16 protein-coding genes are annotated in these 16,526 nt (G+C 51.1%); 11 read left to right on the plus strand and 5 right to left on the minus strand.

Translation table 11 applies throughout. The annotated features are described in order from the left end of the window. Positions 1 to 15: 15 nt before the first annotated feature. The 3 genes from DWB84_RS15395 (at position 16) to DWB84_RS15405 (ending at position 3,309) form a co-directional block, all read left to right on the plus strand. Positions 16 to 615 carry a tRNA-(ms[2]io[6]A)-hydroxylase gene (locus DWB84_RS15395; protein WP_187410697.1) on the plus strand — a complete coding sequence of 200 codons (600 nt, stop codon included), beginning with the start codon at positions 16 to 18 and terminating at the stop codon, positions 613 to 615. A 100-nt stretch (positions 616 to 715) separates the two neighbouring features. After that, positions 716 to 2,323: a phosphoenolpyruvate carboxykinase (ATP) gene (gene pckA, locus DWB84_RS15400; RefSeq protein WP_187410698.1), complete on the plus strand. Its 1,608-nt coding sequence runs from the start codon at positions 716 to 718 to the stop codon at positions 2,321 to 2,323. 116 nt (positions 2,324 to 2,439) lie between these two features. After that, positions 2,440 to 3,309 (plus strand): DUF4124 domain-containing protein, encoded by an 870-nt coding sequence (locus tag DWB84_RS15405; RefSeq protein WP_187410699.1) that lies wholly within the window; start codon positions 2,440 to 2,442, stop codon positions 3,307 to 3,309. A gap of 39 nt (positions 3,310 to 3,348) precedes the next feature. Here the strand turns inward: DWB84_RS15405 and DWB84_RS15410 are convergent, their stop codons facing one another. Further along, entirely contained in the window at positions 3,349 to 4,098 is a 750-nt protein-coding gene (locus tag DWB84_RS15410; protein ID WP_187410700.1) for a UDP-2,3-diacylglucosamine diphosphatase, read from the minus strand. 64 nt (positions 4,099 to 4,162) lie between these two features. After that, on the minus strand, positions 4,163 to 4,657 hold the full coding sequence (locus DWB84_RS15415; RefSeq protein WP_187410701.1) for a peptidylprolyl isomerase: 495 nt from the start codon (positions 4,655 to 4,657) through the stop codon (positions 4,163 to 4,165). Between the two features lie 107 nt (positions 4,658 to 4,764). Between DWB84_RS15415 and DWB84_RS15420 the strand changes: the two genes are divergently transcribed. The 5 genes from DWB84_RS15420 to DWB84_RS15440 all read left to right on the plus strand — a co-directional run bounded on the left by DWB84_RS15420 (position 4,765) and on the right by DWB84_RS15440 (position 10,199). Further along, the gene (locus tag DWB84_RS15420) at positions 4,765 to 6,426 is read left to right on the plus strand and encodes a glutamine--tRNA ligase/YqeY domain fusion protein (RefSeq protein ID WP_187410702.1); all 1,662 of its coding nucleotides are present in this window, start codon (positions 4,765 to 4,767) and stop codon (positions 6,424 to 6,426) included. Between the two features lie 4 nt (positions 6,427 to 6,430). After that, positions 6,431 to 7,813, plus strand: a complete 1,383-nt coding sequence (gene cysS, locus DWB84_RS15425; protein WP_187410703.1) for a cysteine--tRNA ligase — start codon at positions 6,431 to 6,433, stop codon at positions 7,811 to 7,813. A 65-nt stretch (positions 7,814 to 7,878) separates the two neighbouring features. Continuing rightward, positions 7,879 to 8,460 (plus strand): DNA-J related domain-containing protein, encoded by a 582-nt coding sequence (locus DWB84_RS15430; RefSeq protein WP_187410704.1) that lies wholly within the window; start codon positions 7,879 to 7,881, stop codon positions 8,458 to 8,460. Between the two features lie 30 nt (positions 8,461 to 8,490). Further along, positions 8,491 to 9,309 carry a co-chaperone DjlA gene (gene djlA / locus DWB84_RS15435; protein ID WP_370589731.1) on the plus strand — a complete coding sequence of 273 codons (819 nt, stop codon included), beginning with the start codon at positions 8,491 to 8,493 and terminating at the stop codon, positions 9,307 to 9,309. Next, the gene (locus tag DWB84_RS15440; RefSeq protein WP_187410705.1) at positions 9,306 to 10,199 is read left to right on the plus strand and encodes a S1/P1 nuclease; all 894 of its coding nucleotides are present in this window, start codon (positions 9,306 to 9,308) and stop codon (positions 10,197 to 10,199) included. The genes djlA and DWB84_RS15440 overlap by 4 nt, the downstream gene beginning before the upstream one ends. A gap of 8 nt (positions 10,200 to 10,207) precedes the next feature. On the opposite strand, the gene DWB84_RS15445 is transcribed toward DWB84_RS15440, so the two are convergent. Together DWB84_RS15445 and gloB are read right to left on the minus strand one after the other, a co-directional pair. Next, positions 10,208 to 11,806 (minus strand): LysM peptidoglycan-binding domain-containing protein, encoded by a 1,599-nt coding sequence (locus DWB84_RS15445; protein ID WP_187410706.1) that lies wholly within the window; start codon positions 11,804 to 11,806, stop codon positions 10,208 to 10,210. A 96-nt stretch (positions 11,807 to 11,902) separates the two neighbouring features. Continuing rightward, positions 11,903 to 12,676, minus strand: coding sequence for a hydroxyacylglutathione hydrolase (gloB, locus tag DWB84_RS15450; protein WP_187410707.1), 774 nt, complete (start codon positions 12,674 to 12,676; stop codon positions 11,903 to 11,905). Between the two features lie 66 nt (positions 12,677 to 12,742). Between gloB and DWB84_RS15455 the strand changes: the two genes are divergently transcribed. Genes DWB84_RS15455 through dnaQ form a run of 3 tightly spaced genes read left to right on the plus strand, consistent with a single transcriptional unit; the run spans position 12,743 to position 14,754 of the window. After that, positions 12,743 to 13,585: a class I SAM-dependent methyltransferase gene (locus DWB84_RS15455; protein WP_187410708.1), complete on the plus strand. Its 843-nt coding sequence runs from the start codon at positions 12,743 to 12,745 to the stop codon at positions 13,583 to 13,585. A 7-nt stretch (positions 13,586 to 13,592) separates the two neighbouring features. Next, a complete protein-coding gene (rnhA, locus tag DWB84_RS15460) occupies positions 13,593 to 14,054 on the plus strand; it encodes a ribonuclease HI (RefSeq protein ID WP_187410709.1) in 462 nt (153 codons plus the stop codon). Continuing rightward, positions 14,029 to 14,754, plus strand: coding sequence for a DNA polymerase III subunit epsilon (dnaQ, locus tag DWB84_RS15465; RefSeq protein ID WP_187410710.1), 726 nt, complete (start codon positions 14,029 to 14,031; stop codon positions 14,752 to 14,754). The genes rnhA and dnaQ overlap by 26 nt, the downstream gene beginning before the upstream one ends. A gap of 44 nt (positions 14,755 to 14,798) precedes the next feature. Here dnaQ and nhaB read toward each other — a convergent pair whose 3' ends face one another. After that, positions 14,799 to 16,289, minus strand: coding sequence for a sodium/proton antiporter NhaB (gene nhaB / locus DWB84_RS15470; RefSeq protein ID WP_187410711.1), 1,491 nt, complete (start codon positions 16,287 to 16,289; stop codon positions 14,799 to 14,801). Positions 16,290 to 16,526 lie beyond the last annotated feature (237 nt).

Consider the following 16,526-nt stretch of genomic DNA (forward strand, 5'->3'; position numbering starts at 1 on the left):
AGTTGGTATTGATAGATGCTTCAACCTATCCAAGAATTTTTATTGTGTCCTACCCCTGATGCCTGGGTGCAACAGGCTCTGGCTCATCCCGAAATATTGCTGATCGATCACGCGAACTGCGAAAAAAAAGCGGCGAGCACTGCGCTCAATTTGATGTATCGCTATATCGGTGATTTTGAGCTGCTCAATAAAATGTCGCGTCTGGCGCGGGAGGAGCTGCGTCATTTTGAGCAGGTGCTGGCGATTATGGAGCGGCGCAATATCGATTATCGCCATGTCAGCGCGTCCCGTTATGCGGCGGAGTTGCGCAAACATGTGCGCAGTGCTGATCCGGAAAAATTAATCGATACGTTGATTGTTGGCGCCATTATCGAAGCGCGGTCTTGCGAGCGTTTTGCCCGTTTGGCTCCGCATTTGGATGAAGAATTGCAGAAATTTTATGAGTCGCTGCTCAAGTCCGAAGCGCGTCACTTTCAAGATTATCTATCCCTGGCCAAAAAAGCGGCTGGCGGTCAGTCTATTGATGAACGCGTGAGATTCTTTCTGGAGCTCGAGCAGGAACTGGTGGAGTCGTCGGATGAAGAGTTTCGCTTCCACTCAGGTGTTATGAACTAAGCTAAAAGGTGATGTACAGAAGCGCAGCCTTGACGTGAGTCAAACGCAGTAGCAGTCTCTGGTTGTATGATCAGCTATAGATACTTTGCGGAGCAGCACCATGAAAGCGACACTCGATCTGTCCAAATATGGCATTACCGATGTAAAGGAAATTGTCTACAACCCATCTTATGAGGTGCTGTTCGAGGAGGAGACCCGTCCCGGCCTGGAAGGTTACGAAAAGGGCGTTATCACCAAATCCGGCGCGGTTGCTGTCCGTACCGGCATTTTTACCGGCCGCTCGCCGAAGGATAAATACATCGTCTACGACGATGTCAGTAAAGAGCATCTCTGGTGGGATTCCAATATCGCCCACAACGACAACAAACCTATCACTCCTGCCGTCTGGGCGGATCTCAAGGCTTTGTCAGCCAAGCAACTTTCCGGTAAGCGTTTGTTTGTGGTGGACGCTTTCTGCGGCGCCAATGAAAACACGCGCATGAAAGTGCGTTTCATCATGGAAGTGGCCTGGCAGGCGCACTTTGTCAAAAATATGTTTATCCGTCCGACGGCAGAGGAACTCGCCAATTTCGGCGAGCCGGATTTTGTCGTCCTGAATGCCTCCAAAACCACCAATCCGCAATGGCGTGAGCACGGCATGAATTCGGAGGTGTTTATTGCATTCAATATGACGGAAAAAATGCAGTTGATCGGCGGCACCTGGTACGGCGGCGAAATGAAAAAAGGCATGTTCGCCATGATGAATTACTATCTGCCGCTCAAACATATGGCCTCCATGCACGCGTCTGCCAATATGGGCGAAGATGGCGATGTCGCGCTGTTTTTTGGTTTGAGTGGCACTGGAAAAACCACTTTGTCCACTGATCCCAAGCGCAAACTGATCGGCGATGACGAGCACGGTTGGGACGAGCAGGGGATTTTCAATTTTGAAGGTGGTTGTTACGCCAAAACAATCGATCTGGATCCAGAGAGCGAACCGGATATTTACAACGCGATCCGCCGCGATGCGCTGTTGGAAAATGTCGTGGTGGATGACGAAGGAAATATCGATTTTCACGACCGCTCCATCACGGAAAATACCCGCGTTTCCTATCCGATTTACCACATTGAAAATATCGTCAAACCTGTATCGCGCGGCGGTCACGCGAGCAAAGTGATTTTTCTCACTGCCGATGCATTTGGCGTATTGCCGCCGGTCTCACTCCTGGATCCGGCGCAGACGAAATACCATTTCCTCTCTGGCTTCACTGCAAAACTTGCAGGTACCGAGCGCGGCATCACTGAACCTGTGCCCACATTTTCCGCCTGTTTTGGCAAGGCATTTCTGACTCTGCATCCAGTGAAATACGCGGAAGAACTGGTGGCAAAAATGGAAGCCGTAAACGCCAAGGCCTATCTGGTCAACACCGGTTGGAATGGCACTGGCAAACGTATTTCGATCAAGGCTACTCGCGCCATTATCGACGCTATATTGGATGGCTCGATTGAAGAAACCGAGACCGATACTCTGCCTATCTTCAATCTCGCAATACCGCGCAATCTGGCGGGTGTGGATAGCAATATTCTCGACCCGCGCAATACTTATGCGGATCGGCAGGAATGGCAGCAGAAAGCCGAAAAACTGGCCAAATTGTTTATTGAAAACTTTGTGAAATTTACCACTAATGAGGATGGAAAAGCTTTGGTAGCTGCGGGGCCTCAGCTTTAGTCACAAACTGATATAGGGAAATCGCGTCAAACGAGGGGCTTGTCAGCCCCTCGGACTCCTGCAAGAATCACATCCGTTATTGCCTAGGATTTTCCGCAAAAGGATGTGGCCACCCCATGGTTATCTCTCGTCAATCATTTCTTCTTGTCACCGCACTTTGGCTCTGGTCAGGTGTGTTGCAAGCCAATCAGATTTTGCAATGCACAGACAAAAACGGGCGCAAAATCTTTACAGACGACCCGCGTATTTGTGCCGCGCGCGGTGGAGCAGATAGTTCTGCGGAGCCAATAGAATTGACGCGGCTCAATACGCATTCGCAATATGGAGCAACGATTAGTGAGGAGTATCGAAATTATGCTTTTAGAGCTTATAGCCCTGTAGAGGGATACTCTATTCCTATTATGGCAGAAGATGCTCTTATCGAAGGCGCGCCGGATGTATTAAAAAAGGCAAGCAAAAAACTTGACCGTTCAATGGCAGATGCCATACGTCTTTATCCACCCCATATTCGTGCTGAATTTTCCAATATCACTTACTACTTGTTTACCGGTCATGAGGCTAATACTGGTGGGCGTAGAGGAGGGCAATGGTATTTTCGCAGAGGCAATTCGGTCTCGCAGCGTTTTGACGACAGCATTGTCGTGCGCTCTGCATCAAGCTATTTGAAACATCCTCACGAGACGTCTGTCGCCACCGGCGTTCATGAACTCGCGCATGCTTATCATTATTATCACTGGCGAACGCATGCGCGTAAGATACTCAATGCTTATCAAAATGCGTTGAATGCGAGACTCTATCGAAACGTCAGGAATAAAGCAGGCTATTCCATCGCCAAGGCCTATGCCTTGACCAATGATAGAGAATATTTTGCGGAGCTTTCCAAAACGTATCTTTACAAAAACACAACCTTTCCATTCACCAGGTTGGATTTGGAGCAATACGATCCTGTGGGATACCAGTTAATGCGTGAGATATACGGTAATTAATCAGCGTTGCATTGACTGCTGGGCAAAAAACTGCCGTGTTTAGGCTACTACCTTAACAGGATTAAGCGTAACCAAATCAAACTGAATTAGATTCAGCGCGCCGTTTTCCGCTTCCAAGTACCATCCGGTATTACCCCAATCACCCAAAACCCATCGCTCCGCGGGCGCATTGTTGACAGTCAATGTATGGCGGGCGGGGCGGTGGGTATGGCCGTGGATTAGCAAATCAACACCGTTTGCAGTCATCACTTTTGCCACTTCTTCCGGGGTGACATCCATAATGTCTTCCGCTTTCATGGCGTTCATCGACTTGCTTTTGTTGCGCAGATCGGCGGCCATTTGGATGCGCTGGGCCAGCGGAAGGCTCAACACCTGTTGCTGCCAAGCGGGATTGCGCACCATCGCGCGGAATTTCATATATTCCAGATCCTGAGTACACAGAGAGTCACCGTGCATAAGCAGCGCGCGACGGCCGTCCAAATCGACGACTTCAGTTTCAGGTAATAATTGGATTCCGGTTTCTGCTGCAAAGCGATTTCCTAAAAGAAAATCGCGATTACCGTGCAAAAAATAAATCGGGCAACGCGCAGCAAGCTCTGCCAAAGCCGTTTTGATTTGTTGGATCAAGGGATCGTTGAAGTCATCGCCGATCCAGGCATCAAAAAAATCCCCCAAAATATACAGCCGATCCGCCGTTGCGCTCTGGGTCTTCAAAAAATTGAAAAAACCACTGGTAATTGCCGGTGAGTGGTGGCTCAGGTGAAGATCGGAAATAAAGAGGGTGCGCATATTAAAGTGAAGTGTGAGGGAAATATGCAGATAGGCGACGGGCAGAGCCGTCGCCGCAGACGGATTACTCTTGAACAGTTACACGTTCGATAACAACAGTTTCCACCGGCACGTCTTGGTGCATGCCGAAACTGCCTGTTTTAACGTTTTTGATTTTATTGACCACTTCCAAGCCTTTGGTGACTTTGCCAAATACGCAATAGCCCCAGCCTTGCGGCGTTTTGCTTTTGTGATTAAGAAAATCGTTGTCTTTAACGTTGATAAAGAATTGAGCTGTTGCGCTGTGCGGGTCGGAGGTGCGCGCCATGGCGATAGTGCCAGTGTTGTTGGGCAGACCGTTATCCGCTTCGTTATCGATCGGAGCGCGGGTTTTTTTCTGCTCCATTTCTTCTGTGAATCCGCCGCCTTGAATCATGAAGTTGTTGATGACGCGATGGAAAATGGTTCCGTTGTAAAAGCCTTCTTGTGCGTATTGTTTGAAGTTCGCAGCGGTTTTAGGGGCTTTTTCAAAATCCAGCTCCAATTCAATGTCGCCGTAATTTGTGTGAAGGGTAATCATGCAACAGCTCCTACTTAAATTTGGGCGTGGCTCCACGGCCAGCGAGCCGGCTATAATACGCGCTTTACGCTGAAATCGAAACCCGCTTTGCTGGCCAGACTCTTATTATGACCGACGATCACAAGCCTTTGAATTTCCTAGAGCAAATCATTCAACGCGATCTTGCGGAGCACAAATATCAGCAGATTGTCACGAGATTCCCGCCAGAACCCAACGGGTATCTTCATATAGGCCATGCAAAATCCATTTGCTTAAATTTTGGCCTGGCGGAAAAGTTTAATGGCCGCTGCAACCTGCGCTTTGATGACACCAACCCGGCGAAAGAAGACCAGGAATATGTTCAGGCCATTATGGATGACGTTCGCTGGCTCGGTTTTCAGTGGGATGGCGAGGTTCGTTACGCGTCCAGTTACTTCGACCAGCTTTATGAGTGGGCGATTTATTTAATCAAAGCTGGTAAGGCGTACGTTTGTCATTTATCGCCAGAACAAGCGCGCGAGTATCGCGGCACCTTGACTGAAGCGGGCAAAAATTCACCTTACCGCGACCGATCGGTCGAGGAAAATCTGGAGTGGTTTGAAAAAATGCGCTCCGGGGTCTTGGAAGAGGGCGAGTGCGTGTTGCGGGCCAAGATCGATATGGCGCACGGCAACATCAATATGCGCGACCCGATCATGTATCGCATTCGCAAACAATCCCACCATCAAACTGGTGACAAATGGTGCATTTATCCCACCTATGACTTCGCTCATGGTCAGGGAGATGCCATTGAGGGTGTGACTCATTCCATCTGTACCTTGGAATTTGCCGATCACCGTCCTCTGTATGAGTGGTTTATCGAAAACCTGCCGGTACCAGCCCAGCCCCATCAGTACGAATTTGGCCGGTTGAATCTGAACTACACGGTCACTTCGAAGCGCAAACTGAAGTTGCTGGTGGACGAAGGTTATGTGGACGGATGGGACGATCCGCGTATGCCAACCATCGCCGGTTTCCGCCGCCGCGGCTATACCCCGGCTTCGATCCGCAAGTTCTGCGACATGATCGGTGTCACCCGCGCCGATGGCGTCGTGGACGTCGCCATGCTGGAGCACGCTATTCGCGATGACTTGGACAAAAACGCTCCGCGAGCGATGGTGGTGTTGCGCCCCTTGAAAGTGGTTCTCACCAATATCGCAGAAGGTCACACCGAAGAATTGACCGCAAAAGGGCACCCCCATCGCGACGATCTGCCGGACCGAATTCTGCCGTTCGGGCGCGAAATTTTTATCGATCAAGACGACTTCCGCGAGGAAGCGAATAAAAAATACAAGCGCCTGGTATTGGGTAAACGTGTGCGTCTGCGCAACGCCTACGTGATTGAAGCCGAACATGTGGTTAAAGACGAGGCAGGAAATATTGTCGAAGTTCACGCCCGCGTCATTCCCGATACGCTCGGTAAAGATCCGGAAGATGGCAACAAACCCAAGGGCGTCATCCAGTGGGTGGCGGCGCATCGTTGCTTGGATCTGGAAGTGCGCCTGTACGATCGCCTGTTTACCGATCCCGCGCCTGATGCGGGTGACAAAAATTTCCTTGATTTCATCAACCCACAAAGTCTTTCTGTGTTGTACGGATGTAAAGGCGAGATTTCTCTTGCGAACAGCGAAGCTGGCAAAGGCTATCAATTCGAAAGGGAAGGCTATTTCTGTCGAGACTCACGCAGCCAAGGTTTGGTGTTTAACCGCACCATCAGTTTGAAGGATTCGTTCGGCAAGACTGAGGATTGATGAGATGAGTTTGTACGTTTACAACACCCGAACGCGGCAGAAAGAAAAATTCGAACCGCAGGAGCCCGGGCGCGTCAAGATGTATGTGTGCGGACCTACCGTCTACAACCTTGTGCATATCGGAAATGCCCGTCCGGTTGTAGTTTTTGACACACTGTTTCGAGTGTTGCGCCGTCTCTATAACGAAGTGATTTACGCCCGCAATATCACTGATATCGACGATAAAATCATGAAAGCCGCGCGCGAAAACGGCGAAACCATCGCTGAATTGTCCGCGCGTTTTGCCGCCGAGTACCAAAAGGATATGGCGGCGCTACTCAATCTTGAGCCGACCATTACTCCGTACGCGACTCACCACATCGCCGATATGATCGGCATGATCGAAGCCTTGGTAAATCAAGGGCATGCCTATGTGGCTGAAAATCATGTGTTGTTCGATGTGAAATCCATGGAGGATTACGGGCGCCTGTCCAACCGCTCATTGGACGATATGTTGGAAGGTGCACGGGTAGAAGTTGCACCCTATAAAAAATACGCCGGTGATTTCGTATTGTGGAAACCATCGTCCGATTCCGAACCCGGCTGGGATAGCCCCTGGGGGCGCGGTCGGCCCGGTTGGCATATCGAATGTTCCGCCATGATCGAACGGCACCTGGGCGAAACCATCGATATTCACGGCGGCGGTCGCGATTTGATTTTCCCACACCACGAAAACGAATTGGCGCAAAGCCAGTGCGCCCACGGTGGCAAACAGTATGTGCGTTACTGGATGCACAATGGCTTTATCAATATCGACGGCGAAAAAATGTCGAAATCCCTCGGCAATTATCGTTTTGTCCGGGATTTATTGGCGCAATATCCAGGCGAAGTCATTCGTTTCGCCATTTTGTCCGCGCATTATCGCTCCGAATTGGATTTCTCCGCGCAATTGTTGGATCAATCCAAAGCGAGCCTGGATTCGCTTTACGGTGCTTTGCGTAAAGTGAAGAACATCGAAGCAGAAGCGGTAACGATCGATAACAGCCCAGCTTTTCAGGCTTTGTTGGATGATCTGAATACGCCATTGGCGATCAGCGAGCTGCATAACCTTGCGCACAAAATCAATAAAGAAGATGGCTCCTCTTTGGCAGTCCTGAAAGGTGAAATGCAGGAAGCCGCAAAGTTGATGGGCCTGTTGCAGCAGGATCCGGACGCATGGTTCCAAGGCGGCGCAGCGGAATCCGGCGTTGATGCGGCGAAAGTTGAAGCTCTGATCGAAGAGCGCCAGCAGGCGAAACTGAATAAAGACTACGCTCGTGCGGATGCGATTCGCCAGGAGCTTAAGGCCATGGGCGTGGTGCTGGAGGATTCCAAACAAGGGACCACTTGGCGCATTGAGAAGGGTTGATTTCCCAACCAAGAGAAGCCGCCTATCGCAGGCGGCTTCTAAATGAATTTTGCGGAGAATCGCATTTGTGGGACAAACAAGCTATTTGTTCAGAGTTACTGGATTTTCTGCGACAACAGAATAAGCCCGTCGGCGAATACGATCTTATTCGGCATTTAAACGACACCAATCATTTCGCCTCACTAAGGCGCGAGTCGGCCAATCTTCTTCTCTTCCGAAAACATTTTATTACCCGCCATTGTCTTTATTCGTTACAGCAGGAACTCGCACCGGGATGGGCTCTGCGAATTTCCATGTTGGAAATTCAGTTAGAGAAGGTTTCTTCGGTTCAATCGGATGACAATCGTCTGGCTGCGCTGGATGGCGAGTTGCGTCGTTATTATCTGGATTTGGCCAATCTCGATCAGGCGACTGAGCAGTCTGTAGATGAGTTGCTGAAAAATTTTTGGAAACGATTTTCCGCCTATGGCGATTGCAGCGAGGCTTGCAAAATATTGGGCGTCGATGAAAGTGCGCAATGGCCGGAAATCCTATTGGCCTATCGCCGCAAAGCACGTTCCACTCATCCGGATATGGGTGGCAGTGCGGAAGAGTTTCGAGCAGTGCAGGATGCTTTTGAGATATTGAAAAATCGTTTTGGCAAATAAATTGGTTGTCATCAGTTCTGTGAGGTTTGTGTGAGCTGGATAGGTCGAATCATCGGTTTTGTACTGGGCTTGGCCATGGGCAGCTGGCTCGGCGCTCTAATTGGTTTTGTTGCGGGTTATTACTTTGATAAAGCCTGGCGAAATTTTCGCGCAGCCTTTAGTCCGGAGCAGAGACAAAAAATCGAATTGGCGCTTTTCCACTGTATTTTTCCGCTGCTTGGCCGCATGGCGAAAGCGGATGGGCGGGTTTCGGAGAATGAAATTCAAGCGGCAGAAGCTATGATGGCTAATATGCGCCTGACACCGGAAATGCGTGAAGAGGCCAAACGGCTTTTTAAAAAGGGTGTTGCTGCGGATTTTGATCTCCCCAGCACTATGGCGGAGTTTTTGGCGGTAGCGGCCAATTATCCGCATCTTAAGCAGATATTGCTGGTGTATCTCATCACCATGGCGATGTCGGATAACGAGCTACATGATGCGGAAACGCAATTTTTGCGTGAAGTGGCGTTTTTGTTGGGTTATTCCGAAGCCGCATTCCGTCAGTTATTGCGCATGATACAGGCGCAAAACCAATTTCAGCGACGCTACCAATCCAGCTCTGATTATTCCTACAGCGATACGCGGACAGAAGCACCAGCAGATAAGCTCTCGCTGGCCTACGATGCGTTGGGAGTAACGCCGAGCGCCTCCGATGAAGAAATAAAAAGGGCGTATCGAAAACTGATGAGCCAATACCATCCGGATAAATTGGTCGGGCAGGGTGTCCCGGAGGATATGGTAAAGGTCGCTACCGAGCGATCGCAGGAAATTCAAGCGGCATATGATTTGATCAAGAAGAGTCGTGCATGAAAAAAGCGTTATTTATTTTTGTTTTGGTTTTTTGGCCTGTTTGGAGTTGGGCTTGGTCTGCGGCGGGTCACGGTGATATTGCCATTGCCGCTTTGGAGCAGGTGCCAGAGAAAAAAAGAAAGGAGTTTCAATCCATCCTGATGGAAGGTCCCTGGGCCAAGGGCAATATCAGCTGGAAAACCGCTGCCTCCCGCGCGGCTGCCTGGCCGGACCGTATACGCGATATGCCCCTGCGCAAATTATTCGGGCAGTACGGCAGTGGATCTGTGCCACCAGCCTTGCAGGCCTATCGCAAGGATTCGACCAAAGAATGGCACTATGTCAACGCGCTATTTATCGATACCTCGGGACGCATTTTGGAGGCGACCCAAAACGCGTCCGCTAAATCCTGTCCTCCAGCCCAAGAGGGCATGATGTTGGAAATCTGGCCGCATCTTTTTAAAGCCTATGAACAGGCAAAGGATCCGCGCGATAAAGCCATAGTGCTGTCGTTTATCCTGCATATGGTGGGCGATGCCTATCAGCCTTTGCATGTGCTCGGCTCAGTGGACGGCGGTTGTCGTCATGATAGGGGAGGGAATGGTTTTTGTACTGCCCCTATTGTGGGATTTCAGGCAGGACTGCGCTGCCGCGAAAGTCTGCATTATCTGTGGGATCAGGGATTTGGTGTATTCGCGGATGATATCTCAAGCAAGGCGCGTTTCAGTGGTGACCCCAAAAGCCTTACGCCTGCGCTAAAAGAAGTGCGCAAGGTTGCGGAGAGCGTATACCCAAAGAAATCCGAAAGCCCGACTTCAGAGTCCTATAAAAATCGAAGCCGCAAGCACGTGGAGACAGTCGCGAAGAAAGCCAGTGAACATTTGGCTGCGGCCTTAAAAACGCTGCCGTAAGCCACCGGTTATTGCACGCGAGTAACGTCGACGTACAAGGTCAGGTTTTGGCCTGGTTGCAGGCGTTTGGACGGATTCACCTGGTTCCACTCGGTGATGTCCGCCACGCGTACTTTGAATTTGCTGGCAATCGCGGCCAAGGAGTCACCTTTGCGAACGCGGTAGGCCACCTTGCGGATGGTGCGCTCGCCGCCTGGTGTGGCATGAAACGCCGCAGTTTTCTGCCAGATCACCAGCTTTTGCCCCGGGAAGATCTGGCTGTTCTGGGACAGGTTGTTCCACTGGGCGAGCTGTTGTGTCGTCACATCAAATTTGCGTGAGATCACCCATAGAGAATCGCCAGCCTGGACCCGGTACTCAATCTTGCTGTTGGTCTGAGCTGGGGCATTTTTATTGTCCGCCAGCAGCGCAGGATGACCAGTACTGGGGACCATCAGGGTTTGGCCAGCTCGGAGATTGGTGCCCGTCAGGTTATTGATGGTTTGCAGGATGGAAACGGTGGTGCGGTATTGTTGGGCAAGTCCAGAGAGCGTATCGCCATTCTTGATCTGATGACGATGCCAAACAACGCGCTGCTCCACAGGAACTTCCGCCAACTTCGCCATAAACGCATCCGCTTTATCGCGTGGCAGCAGCAGGCGATGAGGTCCATCCGGATCGGTTGCCCAGCGATTGAACCCTGGGTTCAGGGCAGCCAGGTCAGCGGTTGAGATGCCTGCCCATTCGGCAGCTTGGGCCAAATCGATTTGCGAGCCGACGTCGACAGAGACGAAATAGGGTTCATTGGCGATAGGGTAGAAACTCAACCCGTAAATCTCCGGGTTTTGCACCAGCTCTTTCAGAGCCAGCAGGCGCGGAACATACATTTCCGTTTCTTTGGGCAGCTTCAGCGACCAGTAATCCGTACTTTTTCCGCTCGCCTGATTTTTCTTGATTGCCCGCTGCACATTGCCGGCGCCACTGTTATAGGCAGCGAGGGCGAGCAGCCAGTCTTTCCCCAGTTGGTTGTAAAGCTGCTCAAGATAGGTCAATGCCGCATCAGTCGATGCAGTTACATCCCGTCGGCCGTCATACCACCAGTTCTGCTTAAGGCCGAGCATCTTGCCGGTACCGGGAATCACTTGCCACATGCCTGCCGCTCTGCCCGATGAATAGGCAAATGGATCAAAAGCACTTTCCACTATGGGCAGCAAGGCCAGTTCCATGGGCATCTGGCGTCTTTCGATTTCTTCTACCACATAATGCAGATATTTCTCGGCTCGCTCCGATACCCGGGCCATGTAAGAGGGGTGCTTGGAATACCAATCGATTTCCTGCTGAATCCGGCGGTTGATTTCTGTATCCAGACTAAAACCATCGCGGACCCGGTCCCACAAATTCACACTCACCGGTAACGCAAATTCGGTCAGCTGCTCGGTTTCGTGGATCAGGCACATATCGAGAGAATCTCGATGCCACTCCGACAGTTCGGGCTTCGCAGGTTGACCTATCAGACGTTTTGGGAATGACAGAATGGAATAGTTTTCACTCGTAGAGGCGGACTTGTCGAAGTGAGCGCAACCGTATAGCGCCATGCTCATCAATAGTAGGCTGGTCTTTTTTGGCATCTGGGATTCAACGTCGAAGTGCTGTCACTGATCGGAATTCTGTCCTGGCTCGGATTCTAGCGGAGATAAAAAGATGTGCCCGCTTATATGCGTGAACTAGTAGCGATTTTTCCATTTTCGCAACTCGGAAAAGATTAAAAAATAGTCACTTTTCTGCAGGTTAGCTGCTTTTTTCACCGCTTGCTGAACGCTTTGTTCGCGAATACGCAAGAACGGATTGGTTGCGAGTTCGGTGCCTAGATCGACAGGAATTGTGGGAGTTCCGTTTTGGCGAAGCTGGATCGAGTATTGTTGGCGTTGCTTCAATGCTTGTGAGCTGGGTTCCACAGCCAAAGCAAAATCGAGGTTCGCCAATGTGTATTCATGAGTGCAATAAATCTGAGTTTGCGGTGGAAGCGAAGCTATGCGTTGTAGAGATGCATAGAGTTGTTCCATAGTGCCGTCGAACAACCGGCCGCAGCCAGCGGCAAATAGGGTATCGCCGCAAAAGAGGTAGCCCGGCTGTGGCAGATAATAGGAGAGGTGATCGCGGGTATGGCCCGGCGTTTCCCAGACTAGGATTTGATAAGCACCGATATTGATTTGATCGCCTTCTTTCGCCAGCCGGGTTACGCCGGCAATTTCAAATGATGGACCTATAACCGGCGCATGAGGATTGGCTGCTTTAACGAGTGGAACTATGCCGGTGACGTGATCCCAGTGGTGGTGGGTGATCAATATGCCGGAGAGGGTACGCCCCGTGCGTTCCAGGTAATCCAGAACGGGTTTATGATCACCGGGATCGACTACCCAGGTTTCGGTTTCTGTGAGCAGACACCAGACATAGTTGTCTTGGTAAATGGGGATAACGTCAATATTCAAAGGGCTCATTCTGCAACTTGCTCGTTGGGTTTTCGTCCATAATAGAAATCGCTGTCGGAACTGAGGTGGCCAGACATGTCTATCCTGCGCAAAAGTCTTTCTTTGATACGCAATCGCCAGCGGGTTCCCGATCTCGATGCCAGTATTGCGGCATTGGAAGAGTGGTTCGAAACCCCTCTCGGTCACCAGCTGTTGCTCGAAGAGCAGCGTATTCTGGAGAAAGAACTCAGCTGCATGTTTGGCTATCACCTGATGCAATTGAGCATCAATCGCCGCATCCAGCTCTTTCAGGACAGCCGTATTTGCCACTGTTTCGCCATAGGGGCAGGCTCGCCTGGTCCGGATTCCAATGTGGCAGCTTACAGCTCCATGGACTCCTTGCCTCTGGAAGATGAAAGTGTAGACGTCACTATCCTGCATCACGTATTGGAGTTTTCCCATAACCCTCATCAGGTATTACGGGAAGCCAGTCGAGTTACCATTCCGCGCGGCCACATCATCATCTTCGGCTTCAATCCCATCAGTACTATGGGCATCATCAAGCCCATCGCCCAATTGTTCAGCAACAGTCCGATCTGGAAACGCAATAGTCTGCGCAAGGGACGAATCAGTGACTGGTTGCAATTCCTTGATTGCAATACACTGCGCACCCAAGACGGCATCTATAACTTGCCTTTGCAGAACAAGGGGTATCTCGTGTATTCCACGCGGGTCAACCGAATGCTGCAGCGATGGGGCGTTCCTTTCGGCAACTTCTATTGTTTGATTGCCCGCAAGGAAAGAGCGTGCTTGACGCCGATTCGTCCAGACTGGTCGCGTCAAACCCGTTTCAAAGGTGCCACTAAACAGGCGTTGTCGGCTCGTTCGGCAGCGCGTCTCGCCTTGATCAAGGGATCAAAGCCAACTCCCGTAAAGTGACCTCGAGTTGAAACAAGTCGAAATTTTTACTGACGGTGCCTGCAAAGGAAACCCGGGCCCGGGCGGCTGGGGCGCATTGTTGCGCTACGGCACGCGCGAAAAAACACTCTATGGTGGCGAGCCGGAGACAACCAACAATCGCATGGAATTGATGGCGGCCATCCGCGCACTGGCAGCGCTTAAGCAGCCGTGCGAAGTCACCCTGACTACCGATTCCCAATATGTCCGCAAAGGCATAACCGAATGGCTGCCGCGTTGGAAGCTCAATCAATGGCGCACCGCTGATAAACAACCCGTCAAAAACCAGGATTTATGGCAGGCTCTGGATGAACAGGTGGCGCGTCATAAAGTGCACTGGAAATGGATCAAGGGCCACAGTGGACACAGAGAGAACGAAATCGCCGACCAATTGGCCAACCAAGGTGTAATAGAAGCGAAGAATCATGCGACAAATCGTATTGGATACTGAAACCACCGGTCTGGAACCGCAGTTGGGACACAGAATCATTGAGATCGGCTGCGTGGAGCTGATCAACCGCCGGCTCACTGGCCGGCACTATCACCAATACATCAACCCTGAGAGGGAAGTGGACCAGGGAGCTATTGAAGTCCACGGTATCACCAATGAGTTTCTCGCCGATAAACCGAGTTTTGCTGCTATAGCGGATGAGTTCTGGGAATTTATTCGCGGCGCGGAGCTGGTGATTCACAATGCGGGTTTCGATATAGGCTTCCTGAATCATGAATTTGCCCGCCTCAACCGCCCCCCGGTAACCAGCGAATGTACAGTGCTGGATACTTTGGCTCTTGCAAGACAAAAGCACCCGGGACAGAAAAACAGCCTGGATGCCTTGTGTAAACGCTACGGGGTGGATAACTCGCACCGGGATCTGCACGGTGCCTTGTTGGACTCGGAGATTCTGGCCGACGTCTATCTTTTGATGACCGGTGGTCAGACAGCGTTGGAATTGGGTAGCGACGCGCCAGACGCCGCCGCTCAGCAGGTGAGCGGGCCAGTTAGCATGGGGCGCATCAGTTCAGACCGCCGCCCCCTGCGCATTATCTACGCCTCCGCCGAGGAGCTTGAAGCCCATCAAAACAAACTTAAGGCCATCGATAAAGCATCAGGTGGTTCGTGCATTTGGCTCAAGCAGGAAGCTCAAGCCTAACCTCGCCAACGACCTGCCGCATGGCAGGTCGTGTCTTCCCCCCTTTATAAGAAGAGGCTCACGCACGCCAGGCCAACCACGCTCAATGTGATGGTATAGGGTAGGGCCATCAGAACCATTCGACCGTAAGACAGGCGAATCAATGGCGCCAATGCTGAGGTGAGCAAGAATAAGAATGCCGCTTGTCCATTAGGCGTGGCGACACTTGGCAGATTAGTGCCAGTGTTGATGGCGATCGCCAGGATATCGAAATGCTTCCGGTCGATCGCTCCCGTATCCAGCGCTTCTTTCACTTCGTTGATATATACCGTCGCAACGAACACGTTGTCGCTGATCATCGACAGTATGCCGTTGGCGATAAACAACATGGGCGGTTGTTGCGCCGTATCCAGGGATAGCACCCATTGAGTAATTGGGGAAAACAGATGCTGGTCATGGATAACGGCAACGACAGCGAAAAAGACAACCAGCAGGGCGGTGAAGGGCAGGGATTCTTCAAAGGCGCGGCCGATGCGGTGCTCTTCCGTTACCCCGGTAAAGGCCGTCAGCAAGATGATGATCATAAGGCCGATTAGACCAACCTCGGCCAGATGCAGTGCGAGACCAATAACCAGAATAACGGCAGCGATGGCTTGAATCACCAAGGCCGCGTTATCCAAATTAGTGCGCCTGCTGCTCATCTCCCTGTCATAGTCCAGGAGGATCACGCGGACTTTTTCGGGCAAGGTCGCCCCATAGCCAAACAAGCGGAATCGCTCAAGAAATAAGCAGGTTAGAATTCCTGCGGCTAAACAGGGCATGGAGACCGGGGCAACGTGCATAAAAAACTCTATAAAATCCCAGCCGGCTTTTTCTGCAATCAGCAAGTTCTGCGGTTCCCCGACCAGCGTACATACGCCCCCTAATGCCGTTCCGACAGCTCCATGCATAATCAGACTGCGCAGAAAACCTCTGAATCGGTCTAAATCAGATCGCTCCAGCTCTGCCACCATATCGTCGTTATCCGGGTAGTTATCGCCGCCGGTCACCACCTTGTGGTACACCGCGTAAAAGCCCACCGCGACTGAAATCAGTACCGCCGTAACAGTCAGCGCATCGAGGAAAGCAGAGAGAAATGCCGCGACCAAGGAGAACAACAATGAGAGCAGTATTTTGGAACGGACCCCTAACATGATCTTGGTAAAGGACCAGAGCAGAAGATCCTTCATAAAGTAGATGCCTGCAACCATAAACATCAGCAGCAGGATCACTGGAAAGTTGTTGACCACCTCGTGATAGACCGAATCGGGAGAGGTCAGCCCTAGCAAGATGGCTTCGAGGGCAAGCAGGCCGCCCGGTTGCAGCGGGTAGCACTTCAGAGCCATGGCCAAGGTGAAGATGAATTCAATAATCAACAACCATCCGGCTAAAAAGGGGTCGTAGAGAATAACGAAAGGGTTAATGACGAGAAACGCGATGATGGTTTTTTTGTACCAAAGGGCAGATTTGCCAAGAAAGTTATGCCAGAAGGCCATTGAAAGGGAGGTTGGGGCCATGCGCGAGTCCTCGCCGGGGCTTGCCGGCAACAAGTGTGACGTTATGCAAAGTTTCGCAACTTACTCATATCAAAACAAAATGCAACAGTTTCGCTTTGAAATGGCGCATTGCAGAGTCTAGATACTGCGTCCAGGTTCCGCTGGCTGCGATGACAAGTCCAAAGTATTTGCTTAAGATGCCCCGATAACTGTGCGAATCTAAAAGAATTTTTTGATCACCGTATTATACTTGTAAGG

Origin of the sequence: Saccharophagus sp. K07, assembly GCF_014336955.1 — a bacterium.
GTDB lineage: Bacteria > Pseudomonadota > Gammaproteobacteria > Pseudomonadales > Cellvibrionaceae > UBA5868.